The following is a 12364-nucleotide window of genomic DNA, read 5'->3' as shown; positions in this document are numbered from 1 at the left end:
TCCTAGGTAGGTTGAAAGGGAGATTGATAGGAGATTGGCCATTTTTCAATCTTATTCAATCTCTTTTCTTCAATCTATTCAATCTCTTTTCTTCAATCTTATTCAATCATTCTTTCTTCAATCTTAAATCCGATTACGGTGGAAAACAGCAATTGGGTCAGCTACAAAATCAACGTCAGAGAGCGTCTTAAGCGGTTTGCATCTGGAATAGCGGCCTTGTCTGATAAATTTCAAAAAACAACCCGTTCATACGTTTCTCTTTTTCGAATTTGATTGAATATTTCGAACTGTCGGCTAACTTGCAGGACGCTATGTTGCAGTAACTTTACACGTATATGTCTTCCGCACACATTCACCCAACCCCCCTCAAACTGGGCATTCAGCTTGAAAACATGCCTCATGGGGTGTATAGAAAACTTTTGGTGCCCGACTCCATCAATATGCTGCAACTGCACGGCATCCTTCAACTTGCAATGGGCTGGACATTTAGTCACCTTTTCCAATTTATGGACACCCGGCAGCGGCCGAAACTTGTTGCCAGCTTTGGAGAAATCGATCCTTATGAGAACCTACCTCCTAATGAGTTTGAGGCCCACGACATTCTTCTGAAAAGAGATTTTATGGAAAGGATTGGCAAGAAAAACCTGTGGTACCGATACGATTACGGGGACGACTGGTGGCATAAAATCAGCCTATTAAAGCCTGGCAGACGGGATCTGGTTGAATTCAAGGGGATACCCATTTGCACGGATGCATTCGGCAAATGCCCGCCAGAGAATGTAGGCGGTGCCTGGGGGTATCGGGAATTTCGCGATGCAATCGATAACAAAAATCATCCGGAGTACCGCTCCTACCGAGAGTGGCTGGGACTGGACATGAAAACGCCCTATGAACAAGAAAAAGTGTCCGTCCCTTCGATAAACGACACGCTAAAGGCCTATTTTCATTCCCGGGAATGGAGCCGGGACACCCAGCAGTCCTTTCAGGAAGGCTGGGTAGATTTCTTCGAGAGCAGAGAATAAGTTGATTTCTTCCGGCGCCGTTGGTTCATTTCCAGAACACAACGCATCGTCTCCATGAGCACCCATGCCTCAAGAAAACATTACAACAAAAGTTCGGAAAAAATACCCCGATCCCGGTATTTTATTTCTTTTCCATTTTCCCGATATTGATTTCGATTGAGGATGACCATTTTCCCCAACTACCTATTTCTTATTTCGTTCTTTTTATGGTTTCACTGCTGTGAATCACGGGCCGAAGGTGTGGCCCTTCCGGTAGCAACGGGCATTCCTAAAAACGAGACATGCGGTTATTAATTACACTTCAAAAAGAGGCGGGATCGCTTCTCCCAATCAATTATCAATACGAACTTTCCTCGCTGATCTACAAAACCATCGACCGGGCAGACAGCCACTTTAGCGACTTTTTACACCAGCAAGGGTATCTGGCTTTTGGCCGTTCCTTTCGCCTATTTACATTTTCGAGAATTTCTTTTGATCGATACCGAGTGGCCAGGGAATCGGGTAGGATAAACCACCATGGACACATGGCCTCTTTTGAAATCGGCTTTTTAGTGAACCGGGCAGCGGAGGAATTTATCAAGGGCCTGTTTATGGACCAAGTCCTGGAGTTGGGGGACAAAATCAGCAAGGTAAATTATAGCGTTTCCGGCATTGAAGCCTTGCCTACCCCAAAATTTTCCGACGTGATGCACTACCGCTGCCTGTCACCGGTTTTTGTAAGGCAAAAAAGAGCGGGTGGAGGCGAAGATTACCTGCATCCCGAGGATGGAGAGTATGGCAAGCTGCTGATCCAGAACCTGATCTCCAAGCTACGTGCTTTCGAACATGCATCCGCTGGAAATATGAACCCGGCAGAAATATACATGCGCGACTTTTCCTTTAAGCCAACAGGAAAGATTTTCAAGAATGGAGTGAAAATCAAGCAGCACAGCGATCAGGCCACGATGTTGATAGGATATATGTATGAATTTGAATTCGGTGCTCCGGTGGAACTACAGGAAGCAGGCTATTTTGCCGGATTTGGGCATCTGGGGAGCCAGGGTTTTGGCTGTGTGGGGGTGGTGAGAGATAGAAAATGAAAGAAGTAAAAATGAAAGGTTATTTGTGATTTTCCAACTGTAGTCGAATGGCTTCCTTCATTTACCGCTCACCTTCCTTCTTTGAAACAGGTCCCGCCACGGCTTTTAGTGATTTCCATACCCGTTCCCTTTTTTCATTGGTACTGGCCTTTGCAAAGGGGTTAAGGTTTTTTGCCTTCTGGTCCATAGCTTAAATATACTGCAAATCTCTTATCCAGCACAATAGAAATGGTCTATTTCCTCTTCGTCAGCGACTTTTACCTTAAGGATTTTGCGTTTAGGTCTTCAATATTTGAAGCAATAAGTAGGATCCATTTTTGGAACTATATCCGCAAGCAATAGTATAGAAATCTTTCAGAAGATAGTCATCCAGCGTGGAAAGTCTGTGGTTGGTATTGTCCAATACAGAACGTATATCGCACTGCGTTATCCTTGTCCGGATAGTCACCATTACTTTCACTTAAACCTGAAAAATCTATTTCCATAATTACGAGTGATTTGCATACATAAATACCCGTAGGAACGGGTTTTTCTCGGGAAAAGCCACCTCGATGGAATTTAGCTCTTCATAAAGAGTGAAGTGTTATTTTTCAATACCTTGGAAGAATCTTGATCAAAGATAGTTAAAATTTAACTAAATATTAAATAGTTAGAGCAAATTTGTCTATTTTTACTCTCTCAACATAAAACTGTTTCCGCTTGCATTTATAAAATCAGTGAAATGAGATTAATCTTAAAGACATCACCCACCAATACCCTGGTTCCTTTCAACTACCAAAGATTTTTGGTAAGCAGGTTTCACAAGTGGCTGGGAGCTAATAAAGAGCATGATGACCTATCCCTTTATTCCTTATCTTGGCTGCAGGGTGGCAAGATGGTAAAAGAAGGGCTGCAGTTTTCCCTCGGAGCCGAATGGAGTATCAGTGCTTTTGACTCTTCGCTGCTCAAAACCTTAGTCAGCAATATCCAGGAGGATCCGGAAATCAACTTTGGGATGCATGTAACGGACCTGTTTATAATAAAGGAACCTCCGTTTGATAACCGGCAGAAATTTTTTCTAAACAGCCCGGTGTTTATAAAGCGGAATCAAGGCGAACGGGTTCATTACTACCTATTCAAGGATCCCGAAAGTTCGGGACTTCTGACTCAAACCCTGCAAACAAAGCTGGAAAAAGCCGAACTGAGCGCAGAAGGGGTAAGGGTATCTTTTGACCCCGATTATCAAAATCCCAAAACAAAAATGATTGATTACAATGGAATTGGCTGTAAAGCCAGTATGTGCCCGGTCATTGTCGAAGGAACTCCGGAGCAGGTTGCTTTCGCATGGAACGTGGGAATAGGCAACTCCACTGGTATTGGATTTGGCGCATTAAAATAAAGAGAAAATGACATACTACGTAGTAAAGTATTCCGGCCCTTTTGGTTTTATTAAGCCCTGGACAGCTGTTAGAGACAGTGAGACGTTTAGCCAGCAGTTTTTGACACCTTCCATAATAGAGGGCATCGAAAAAAAGCTATTCCCGGAGCTATTGGCCATTTCAGGCATACAGAAAATAGTAGGTCACAGACTGTCATACGATCAAGTTTCAGGGCAACAGGAGGTAATTCAAACCAGAGGATGGAATTCAACGAGAAAAGGTAAAGACTTCCTCTTCGCACGACCCAAGGCGATATTGATACGGGGCATTTTGCAAAATCCGATCCTCCATTTGGCTTTTACATCCAAAGACGATGCGACAAACGCAGCAAAACAACATCTATGTCTTTGCAGGAATGAAGATATGTTGTTTCCCGATAATTTAATTGAGGCCAGCAAAGAGGCATTTGAACAGGATGAAGAAGGGTTCCACGGGTTCGAATTAGTCTTCGAAAAAACTGAAAAATCATTTCTGGTAGGCTATCACCGAATAACAAATGAGCCTATGTATGGATGGATAAAAGTCGTTGGTCAACCGGTATCTTCCTTCTAATGGAAAAACTATTCGCAAAGTCTGCTCCTGAATTCACTCCGTTAAGAGACCATCTTTTGCATGTCTCCGTAGCGGCAAAGTCCTTTGCCAACTATTTGCGAATGGAAGAATCCGTGGCTTCCAATGGTGCAATTCTTCACGATATAGGGAAAGCACATCCTGAATTTCAAAAAAGGGTGAAAGACAGAAGGAGATACAACAAGGTTTTTAGGCATGAAATAAGTTCATTACTCTTCCTATCTATTTTTCCTGAAGAAGAATATCCAGCTTTATTGGATATGGTCATTGCTCACCATAAATCCGCCAAAAATGACTCTGGCGACAAGGGGTTGTTGGATCTGGAAAACGGATATGACTATATAGATTACCATGTGGGCAATTGGAGTCAATGGTCACCGCATGCCTTTAAACTACTACTTGATCTCGGAATTTCCTGTAGACCGTTTGGTGAAGAAGTAGCGAGACAAAACCTTTCCTACGCTATATCTTATTGTAAGAAACAAACGAAAATTAGGGGTTATGCTGAGTGGAGAGGGTTGCTCATGGGGGCAGATCACTTTGCTTCAGCTTTAATCGATAGGACTGAGGAAAACCTTATAAAAGCTTTTCGTGTACCCAATCTTACTTTTTTTAACCGTTCGCATCCCCTTTACCCTCTTTCATATAGAGAATCCGATTCACGAAAAAAACATACCCTTGTTGTGGCGAGTACGGGTGCGGGAAAAACGGACTATCTTTTCAAAAGGACAAAAGGACGGGTGTTTTACACGCTGCCATTTCAAGCTTCGATCAATGCCATGTTTAAGCGAGTTTCCAAGGATTTGCAAGCGCACAACCCGGATCTGGACATAAGGGTCTTGCATTCCACCTCCATGGTAGTCCGACAGAATCGCGGGGAAGAGGAGAGCGTTTTGCAACCACTGTTCGGTTCAGCAATTAAAATATTGACACCGCATCAATTGTCCGCAATTGCATTTGGAATGAAAGGTTACGAAGCCATGTTGCTTGACTTAAAAGGTTGCGATATTATTCTGGATGAAATCCATACGTACTCGGGAGTTTCTCAGGCAATAGTACTAAAATTAGTTCAGATCCTCAGGCAATTTGGCTGTTCCATTCACATAGGAACAGCTACTATGCCAACAAAGCTATATCAGAAAATAGTCGAAGAATTGGGCGATAGTATTTTGGAGGAAAAACTAACTCCAGAGGAACTAGATAAATTTGATCGGCATACCCTATATAAAATCAACTCATTCGAAGAAAGTTTGCCCTTTATCCGTCAGGCGATTGAAGAGGAAAAAAAAGTATTAGTAGTCTATAATCGGGTTGTCCGAGCGCAAAAAGCCTACGTCCATTTAAAAGAATTGTATCCGGATATTCCGATTCTTTTGCTCCATAGTCGCTTCAAAAGAGGTGATAGAAGCTTTAAAGAAAAACTACTGATTGGCCAGGATGATGAGGGAAATCCAAACGGAGAATTCAATACTTCTACCCAAGCTTGCATTGTGGTTTCTACCCAGATCGTAGAAGTAAGCCTGGATATCAGTTTTGACCTAATGGTGACTGAGACAGCCCCTATAGATGCCTTGATTCAGCGTTTTGGCCGGGTTAATAGAAAAAGGTCCAACGATACCATAGGAAAAACAAAACCAGTTTACTTAATCGCGCCAAGGGAAAATAAAAACGACGCGCTGCCCTATGATGTAGAAATACTTCAAAGGTCTTTTGAAGTTTTGGATGACCGACAAGTTTTAAGAGAGCGGGATTTGCAAGAGAAAATCGACTTTGTATTTCCTGAGATTGATTTTATGAATATTGAAGAACATGCTGTATTCAAATCAGATGGGAAAATCACGATTGACAAGCTGACACATAGGAGCAAATCGATCCTGTTTGAATTGTTAGATATTGACGGAGTATCCTGTATTTGTGAAGCAGATTTGGAAGCATATGAAAATGGGAATTTCGAAAGAAGGTTGGAATTGGAAATACCGGTAAGGTATTTTACGGTAAAGGGAATGAACCAAGCACAAAATGGTAACAAGCCCTTTATCATCCCAGACAAAGCTTATGATTTTGAAATTGGCTTGGATGTAAGGCAAATAAGGGAAAACAACTTTGACGTAAATAACCAAATATTATGATCACAGCAGTAATAGGTAGGACTTTTCTCAATGCATATAATGAAAAAAACAGACATGATCTGTCCCCTAAAGCATTTTTTGAAACGGAGTATTGGGAATTGTTTTACAACCATCCAAAATACATGCAATGGGTAACCAATTCGCCTTTTGTACAAATGAAAAGTGGACAAAAGCCTCATTTGCTTTCAATCGACCAAAGAAAAGAAAAGCTTGAAAACCTTTTCGAAAAAGCCAAAAATGAAATTCCTGATGCGAGTTTTGCTTTGGGATATCCGGCTTCCGAGTCTAAGGAGTATGCCAGTACTTCCGGATTAGTCAGTAATGTGGTTTTACCTACTGATGAAGATGAAGTTTACCTATCCTGGATTGGTAGCGGCTTGGGGATTACCGTTGCTGGTGGCTTTTCCATTCTTTTTGATAACCCCATTATTACTCTTCAAACCTTTGAGGGGTGGAAAGTTTATCGAAAGTATTTGAACGATCCTACTTTGAAAAAACTTCGGGGAAATCAAATCAACACGTGGAACGGGCGGTGGTTGACCTATTCCCTAAATTCTGAGGAATACCGGGAAGATTTTGATTTTTCAGAACTGACCAACCAGAAAATATTCAAAGTGGATACAACCCTGGCAGAAGTATCCACAGTGAGCTGGAGCCAGTTGTTTTTTAGTCTTTCAACCCAATTTCCCAATAAGCAAATGATGGGCTATGTCTACGGTTTTGGCCAGACAAACAAAACGATAGGCTTTATACCATTTCAATTTAAATCAGGATCTCTGCTAAAAGATGTTTACAAAAAGCTTTTTGGAGGAGTTTATCTTGATCATAGGCAATTTGAAAGACTATTCGGGATGCATATCAAACGAGCCTGTGAATTGGGAAGTATAGGATTACAAGCACTTCGACCTGAAAGCCTGAAAAAATACATGACAGATGGCAAAAATCTATCGTTCAAAAAAGAAGAAGACACAATTAATTATCAAGCATACAAAACCTGGTTAGTCGCTATGTTAACACGAAACAAAGAAGAAATCACAGACTACACCCCTAAATTGGCCGAGGTCATATTGCGGTATAGGAATGCTGGAAAAGGCATGTCAAGGGTCACACTAGTAGAAAAGGAACTCTTCACATCTAAATCCAAAAGGGGATTTATAGAGTCTTTGACACTAATGATTCCGGATTTGGATGGGGAAGATTTGGAATCCCTCAAAACACTAAAAGATGAAGTACACCTGATGACAAACGAAGAGTTTGGCTACTTCCTAACGCTTCTTAAGTTCGATTACGCGTACCAACAAAAAAAATCGTAATCCCAAAAAAATAGTTAAAACATGAATACCATTTACATAAGAACCTTAAAGAGAGCCGAACACACTGTTTTCAATGTCGCCAATGGCCAAAAGTATTATTATGATGTTCAGTTCAACAGAAGAATCCCTTTTTCTAGCGGACAGCAGGTAAAGCGGTCCCTGATTGATGCGCTTTGCGAAGCAATTGAACAAATCCCATCCCCCACTACTTTTTTGTTTGAAGTGGATAAGCAGAAAAAGCTCAAGGAAGGTGAGGTTTATGGAACGTGTGATCCAACCTACGCTGACCAGTTATTTGGCGGTTGGATGAAAGCCTCAAAAGGTGGGGGAGAAAGAACCCTTAAACGAAGAAGCCCGCTATCCATTTCTGCCATGCGTGCATTACATCCATTATTGGCCGGTTTGGATTCAAGTGGTGGAGAAGCAGGATCCTTCGACAGAAGTGAGCGGCCCAACAATGCAGTAATTATTCGTGACGAGAAAGGAAATATCCTTACTAGTGAAGAAATCGATATTGTTTTGAAAACTGAAGGTAATACTGACAGAAGTTTGGGAAGGAAATGGTTGAATCCTGCAGAGCGGGCAACAGGACTGTTTGTCTTTGATATTGCCATAGATTTACGGAGACTCTTTTCTGTCAGCACCAATCAGCTTGAGCCGGAAATGGCTGATTCTACGATCGAAAAACTGAAGGAAGAAGGTTGGATTGAATCAACAAACGTTTTCGGCCCCTGCTTGGTAGCCCCCAAGATATTGCGGGAAAAGTGGATTCCCGGACTTGCCAAAGCCATCTTCAATTGGCGAATTACGTCAAACCAATCACGAACATTTAGTTTGATGGATACCTTGGCTGTTTCCATCAGCGACAATGCCAATTTGATTGCTGGTAGCATCAGGGCTAAACTATCGGAGGAAGATTCCAAAAAGGCAGATCCGATTATAGACGAAGGATTGACCGGAGTAGACACTTTTATTTCGCTTCAAGCTGGAGCCTTTATTCATACCAAAGGGGAAACCGCAGATGCCCTCGAACGTGCGGAGAAGACCTTAATCGAGAAAATGATGGCCTTTGACTACGAAAACCATTAGCCCTCGGAATTAAATTTAATTCCTTCCTAAGCTCATTAGCCGCAAATGGAAGCAATAGGAATTAATATCAATAGCATGAGTGATTGTCAATACTACAGTTTTGGTAAATTCGCGGTGAAGAATGTTTAACCAGAAACCACCATATTTCCAGGTTGGAAAAACCGAAAATTTCATCAGGTCATTATAAATTTTTTCATATCTTACGTTACGTAGATTACGTAACGTACATTACGAAATATGAGAAAGCCTGCCAATCCATTTGTCCTTAGCGGTTACCACAGCCCCGCCTATTTCTGCAACCGGAAAAGGGAGTTGGCCTGGTTGGAGGAACAATTTAGCAACGAACGTAACGCAGTGATTTATGCCTACCGCAGGATGGGCAAACTGCCTTTATAAAGCAGTTTTTCTATTACCTGGAAAAAGAAAAAAGGGCCAAAACGGTGTTTGTTGACTTACTGGGCACGAGCAGCATGCACGAAGCCAACAAAAAACTGGCAAATGCCATTCTTCAGCAGTTTGGAAACCTACATACCGGACTAGGCAAAAAAATGCTGGCCATGCTCAGTTCATTGGGCGCAACCATTAGTATGGATCCCATTAATGGTGCACCTCAGATTTCCCTTGGATTGGTTCAGGCCTCCGAGGCAGAACGCTCCATGGAAGCCATTGGCACCTTTCTTAACGAGCTAAAACAGCCCGTGGTCGTCGCTATTGACGAATTTCAACAAATAACTGCTTATACCAGGCAAAATGCCAAAGCGATTTTCCGGTCCTGGACGCAAGAATTTCCCATGATACGTTTTATTTTCAGTGGCAGTCATCGGCATACGATGCAAACCATGTTTACCGACCATGGACGCCCTTTTTATAACAGTGCGCAGGTCTGGTCCTTGGAGTCCATAGACAAGACGGACTATGCTGTATTTATCCGGGCATTTTTCAAAAAAATAAACCTCGAAATCAGTGAACCGCTGCTGGATGACATCTTTGCCTGGTGTCGCATGCAAACCTATTATGTACAGCTTATCTGCAACAAACTCTATGGCAGAAAGCAGGTCATTGGCGAGAAACTACTTTCGGAGGTGAAGCAGGAAATTATACAACAGGAAGCACCGCTTTTTGGCACCTACCAGCAATTGTTAACTGATTTTCAGTGGAGGACCTTGAAAGCCATCGCCTTACAAGAAATCGTACCCTCCCCCACGGCTCAGGAATTCATTGCCAAATATAACCTTGGTGCTGCCAGTTCAGTAAGTACAGCCCTTCAGTTACTGGTAAAAAAAGAGTTTGTTGTTTATCAAAACGATCATTACCGCCTTCACGACACCTTATTAATGAGATGGCTACAGCAACTTTAATACGCCTGATTCAGCGCAATAATTGAATACCACCGGCACGCATATCGCCTACCTCCACACCTGCCACCGAAAACTTTGGCTCTTTGCCCATGGCATACGGATGGAGCATACCTCGGATATCGTGGCCGAGGGCAAACTTATTGGAGAGACAAGCTATTCCGACCGGTCCAAGAAATACACCGAACTGGAATTAAACGGCATCAAAATCGACTTTTACGATGCCAAAAACAAAGTCATTCACGAAGTCAAGAAAACCGATAAGGTAGAACGGGCACATATCGCCCAGGTTAAGTATTACCTGTATATGCTGTCAAAAAATGGAATTGAAGGGGCCAGTGCCCTACTTGAATATCCCAAAATGCGGCAGACTCAAATCGTGGAATGGGAAGAAGGAGATGAAGCTTTGGTAAATTCCTATATTCAGAAGGCTACCGCCATCATCAATCAGCCCGACTGTCCTCCATTGGTCAGACTCCCCATTTGCAAAAAATGTAGCTACTATGATTTTTGCTACGCGGGAGAGGAGTGATGATTGGTAACCAGATGACTACAGATGGGGTAACCTGCTAGTAAAGGAATGTTTGCCAGCTATCCATTTGCAAATAAAAAACATATCGGAGTAGAAATAGAAAAAACCAATAAATCATCAAAGAACCTTGTATTGGTTCAACTAAAATATAAATCAAAGGAATCTCCAAACCTCCTGTTCCACCCAGACGCTTGGTTCCTGATCATTTTGCATTCAATCGCTTTCACGTAGTAATCCAGGTGGCATTTGGATGGGAGGATTATCTTTATACCAATGCCTTCGGTCTGGAAACGTGCAAAGTCATCGTCTCTACTGTTTAACCGAGTAACCCTCATCCTCCACCCCATAATCCTGATAATGAAAAAAACCTACTACCTATTCAACCCCGGCAGGCTTAGCCGAAAGGATTTTACATTGAAATTCACGCCTGTCGATGAATCGGGAAAGGAAGGAACGCCCAAGTACATCCCTGTGGAGGGTGTCTCGGACCTGTATTGCTTTGGCAGCCTGGATGCGAATTCGGCTCTGTACAACTTTCTAGGGAAAGCAGGAATCAGCGTGCATTTCTTTGATTATTACGAACATTATACGGGAAGCTTTCAACCCAAAGAATACTTGCTGGCCGGCAAGATGCAAATCCAACAGACCCTGCATTATTCCCAACCCGAACGCCGCTTAAAAATTGCGCAAAAATTTGTAGCGGGAGCGGCCTTTAATATCAGCAAGAACCTTCGGTACTACCAGAACCGGGGCAAAGACCTGGACGACTCGCTTAAGAGAATTATGCATTTCAGTAGACTTATAGATGCCTCCGGGGATATTCCTTCATTGATGGGCGTGGAGGGCAATATCCGGCAGGAGTATTACCGGGCCTTTGATCTGATCCTAAATGACCATGCCATGGAGGGCCGGAGTAAGCAGCCGCCCATGAATGAGGTAAATGCGCTACTTTCATTTGGAAACATGATGTGTTATACCCTTTGCCTCGATCAAATTTACCATACCCAGTTAAATCCCACGATCAGTTTTCTTCACGAACCCGGATACAGAAGGTACTCGTTGGCGCTGGACCTCTCAGAGATATTCAAGCCCATTCTGGTGGATCGAACCATCTTCCGGGTATTGAACAAGCGAGAAGTCAAATCCAAGGACTTTGATTTTCATGTGAATAAGGTCATTTTGAAAGAAAGTGGCAAAAAAGCCTTTATCCGGGCGTTTGAAGAACGGCTGAACGAAACCCTCAGACACAGAACCTTGAAAAAACAAGTAAGTTACAAGTACCTGGTGAAATTGGAATGCTACAAACTAAGTAAACACTTGCTGGGAATGGAAACCTATCAGCCATTTAAGGTTTGGTGGTGAAGGGTATTTATAAATGATAAATGATAATTAGAAATTGATGTTTGATGTTTGATAGGTAAGGATTAGTAGGATTGCGCTAAATTGACAATAGCATGGATTATAATGAGTTATTTAAGGAGAGGACAAAAAAGCTGGCTATTGAAGTGATTTCGTCTTTTTCCAATTTGCCTTATTCGGATGCCATATCCGTCATAAGGAAACAGATTATACGGTCTTCGACATCTGTTGCGGCAAATTACCGGGCAGTAATTAGAGCCAGGTCGATAAAAGAGAAATATGCCAAATTAAGCATCGTGGTCGAGGAGGCTGATGAGACTCTTTTTTGGTTGGAAATATCCGAAGATTTAGGGCTTCTCCCATCCGAAATATTCAAGCACTTAAAGCAGGAAGCGGAAGAAATAGTCAAAGCAACAGCATCCTACCGAAAAAAATTGAATGAAAATTAAAATGGCTCCTCATAACTTATCAACTAGTCTCCTTAAAATATTTAAAAAC

The 12364-nt window shown here is 42.3% G+C and carries 12 protein-coding genes; all 12 read left to right on the top strand.

Annotated features, from left to right (window positions below):
- The first annotated feature begins 335 nt into the window (after nt 1-335).
- The 12 genes from ABWH99_RS06100 (at nt 336) to ABWH99_RS06045 (ending at nt 12315) form a co-directional block, all read left to right on the top strand.
- Nucleotides 336-1022: a plasmid pRiA4b ORF-3 family protein gene (locus ABWH99_RS06100; protein ID WP_375585404.1), complete on the top strand. Its 687-nt coding sequence runs from the start codon at nt 336-338 to the stop codon at nt 1020-1022.
- Between the two features lie 281 nt (nt 1023-1303).
- Nucleotides 1304-2101, top strand: a complete 798-nt coding sequence (gene cas6, locus ABWH99_RS06095; RefSeq protein ID WP_375585403.1) for a CRISPR-associated endoribonuclease Cas6 — start codon at nt 1304-1306, stop codon at nt 2099-2101.
- 721 nt (nt 2102-2822) lie between these two features.
- Complete coding sequence (cas6, locus tag ABWH99_RS06090) at nt 2823-3479, top strand: CRISPR-associated endoribonuclease Cas6 (protein ID WP_375585402.1); 657 nt, start codon at nt 2823-2825, stop codon at nt 3477-3479.
- A gap of 7 nt (nt 3480-3486) precedes the next feature.
- Nucleotides 3487-4071, top strand: a complete 585-nt coding sequence (locus ABWH99_RS06085; RefSeq protein WP_375585401.1) for a hypothetical protein — start codon at nt 3487-3489, stop codon at nt 4069-4071.
- Nucleotides 4071-6218: a CRISPR-associated helicase Cas3' gene (gene cas3 / locus ABWH99_RS06080; protein WP_375585400.1), complete on the top strand. Its 2148-nt coding sequence runs from the start codon at nt 4071-4073 to the stop codon at nt 6216-6218. Before ABWH99_RS06085 ends, cas3 begins: the two co-directional genes overlap by 1 nt.
- Nucleotides 6215-7531 carry a hypothetical protein gene (locus ABWH99_RS06075; RefSeq protein WP_375585399.1) on the top strand — a complete coding sequence of 439 codons (1317 nt, stop codon included), beginning with the start codon at nt 6215-6217 and terminating at the stop codon, nt 7529-7531. The genes cas3 and ABWH99_RS06075 overlap by 4 nt, the downstream gene beginning before the upstream one ends.
- A 21-nt stretch (nt 7532-7552) precedes the next feature.
- On the top strand, nt 7553-8620 hold the full coding sequence (locus ABWH99_RS06070) for a CRISPR-associated protein Cas7 (RefSeq protein WP_375585398.1): 1068 nt from the start codon (nt 7553-7555) through the stop codon (nt 8618-8620).
- 237 nt (nt 8621-8857) lie between these two features.
- Nucleotides 8858-9016: a hypothetical protein gene (locus ABWH99_RS06065; RefSeq protein ID WP_375585397.1), complete on the top strand. Its 159-nt coding sequence runs from the start codon at nt 8858-8860 to the stop codon at nt 9014-9016.
- Between the two features lie 44 nt (nt 9017-9060).
- The gene (locus ABWH99_RS06060; protein WP_375585396.1) at nt 9061-9978 is read left to right on the top strand and encodes an ATP-binding protein; all 918 of its coding nucleotides are present in this window, start codon (nt 9061-9063) and stop codon (nt 9976-9978) included.
- Nucleotides 9979-10000: 22 nt separating this feature from the next.
- Complete coding sequence (gene cas4, locus ABWH99_RS06055) at nt 10001-10507, top strand: CRISPR-associated protein Cas4 (protein WP_375585395.1); 507 nt, start codon at nt 10001-10003, stop codon at nt 10505-10507.
- A 357-nt stretch (nt 10508-10864) separates the two neighbouring features.
- Nucleotides 10865-11869 (top strand): type I-B CRISPR-associated endonuclease Cas1b, encoded by a 1005-nt coding sequence (gene cas1b / locus ABWH99_RS06050; RefSeq protein ID WP_375585394.1) that lies wholly within the window; start codon nt 10865-10867, stop codon nt 11867-11869.
- 92 nt (nt 11870-11961) lie between these two features.
- The gene (locus tag ABWH99_RS06045; RefSeq protein WP_375585393.1) at nt 11962-12315 is read left to right on the top strand and encodes a four helix bundle protein; all 354 of its coding nucleotides are present in this window, start codon (nt 11962-11964) and stop codon (nt 12313-12315) included.
- Nucleotides 12316-12364 lie beyond the last annotated feature (49 nt).

The sequence above is a fragment of the Cyclobacterium xiamenense genome (assembly GCF_042140265.1).
In the GTDB taxonomy this organism is placed as follows: Bacteria; Bacteroidota; Bacteroidia; order Cytophagales; family Cyclobacteriaceae; genus Cyclobacterium; species Cyclobacterium xiamenense_A.
The sequence above is the reverse complement of the archived record's forward strand: the minus strand, read 5'-3'. Positions and strand labels throughout refer to the sequence as shown.

Bases quoted from the DNA above. Each gene is read 5' to 3' on its own strand.
- ABWH99_RS06100 (WP_375585404.1), top strand. From the start codon at position 336: ATGTCTTCCGCACACATTCACCCAACCCCCCTCAAACTGGGCATTCAG.
- cas6 (WP_375585403.1), top strand. From the start codon at position 1,304: ATGCGGTTATTAATTACACTTCAAAAAGAGGCGGGATCGCTTCTCCCA.
- cas6 (WP_375585402.1), top strand. From the start codon at position 2,823: ATGAGATTAATCTTAAAGACATCACCCACCAATACCCTGGTTCCTTTC.
- ABWH99_RS06085 (WP_375585401.1), top strand. From the start codon at position 3,487: ATGACATACTACGTAGTAAAGTATTCCGGCCCTTTTGGTTTTATTAAG.
- cas3 (WP_375585400.1), top strand. From the start codon at position 4,071: ATGGAAAAACTATTCGCAAAGTCTGCTCCTGAATTCACTCCGTTAAGA.
- ABWH99_RS06075 (WP_375585399.1), top strand. From the start codon at position 6,215: ATGATCACAGCAGTAATAGGTAGGACTTTTCTCAATGCATATAATGAA.
- ABWH99_RS06070 (WP_375585398.1), top strand. From the start codon at position 7,553: ATGAATACCATTTACATAAGAACCTTAAAGAGAGCCGAACACACTGTT.
- ABWH99_RS06065 (WP_375585397.1), top strand. From the start codon at position 8,858: ATGAGAAAGCCTGCCAATCCATTTGTCCTTAGCGGTTACCACAGCCCC.
- cas1b (WP_375585394.1), top strand. From the start codon at position 10,865: ATGAAAAAAACCTACTACCTATTCAACCCCGGCAGGCTTAGCCGAAAG.
- ABWH99_RS06045 (WP_375585393.1), top strand. From the start codon at position 11,962: ATGGATTATAATGAGTTATTTAAGGAGAGGACAAAAAAGCTGGCTATT.